General features: G+C 70.7%; 1 protein-coding gene. It reads right to left on the bottom strand.

Going from position 1 to position 670, the window contains the following annotated elements:
- Nucleotides 1-670: IS110 family transposase (locus IE273_RS43200; RefSeq protein ID WP_189820565.1), on the bottom strand; the 670-nt coding region annotated here is incomplete at both ends.

Below are 670 nucleotides of genomic sequence, written 5' to 3'. Positions count from 1 at the left end.
TGGATTCGATGATTTCGGCGCGATCGTCGGTGCGGAAGGTCTCGCGGATCTCCCGGTCGTTGTCCTTGATCCGCTCGTCGAGGGCCAGGAACTGGTGGGCGAGGTCGCAGACCAGTCCGGCGGCCCGCTTCTCGCCGGGCAGGGCAGTCTGCTGGGACTGGGCGGCCCCCACCGCTCTGGCCGCGACGTCCGAGGCCCCGCGGACCTTGCGCCGTTCCAGCCAGGCCGTCAGGCGCTTGACGCCGATCCGGCGAAGGGCGGCCGGGGTCTGGTACTCGGTCAGCATCACCACCGGCCCTTTTGCGGCGGAGTAGTCGAAGGCCCGTTCCAGGGCGGGGCAGACGCCGACCAGCAGGTCGCGGAGCCGGTTGATCAGCCGGACGCGGTCGGCGATCAGGTCGGCCCGGTGGTTGGTCAGCAACTGAAGGGTGGACACCAGCTCCGGGGGTGTGTCCAGCGAAGCGAAGTCCCGGCGCATACGGGCCTGATCGGCGATGACCTTCGCGTCCTTGGCGTCGGTCTTGGCCTCCCCGCGGTAGGCACCGGACATGCGGTTGACGGTCCGGCCGGGCACGTAGACGACCTGCTGGCCGTGGGCGACGAGCAGGGCCGGCAGCAGCGTGGAAGCGCGGCCGGAGATGTCCACCGCCCACCGCACCTCGTCAGCCCG

Source organism: Streptomyces olivaceoviridis, from assembly GCF_014650115.1.
Lineage (GTDB): Bacteria > Actinomycetota > Actinomycetes > Streptomycetales > Streptomycetaceae > Streptomyces > Streptomyces olivaceoviridis.
This window is presented reverse-complemented; position numbering and strand designations above follow the sequence as displayed.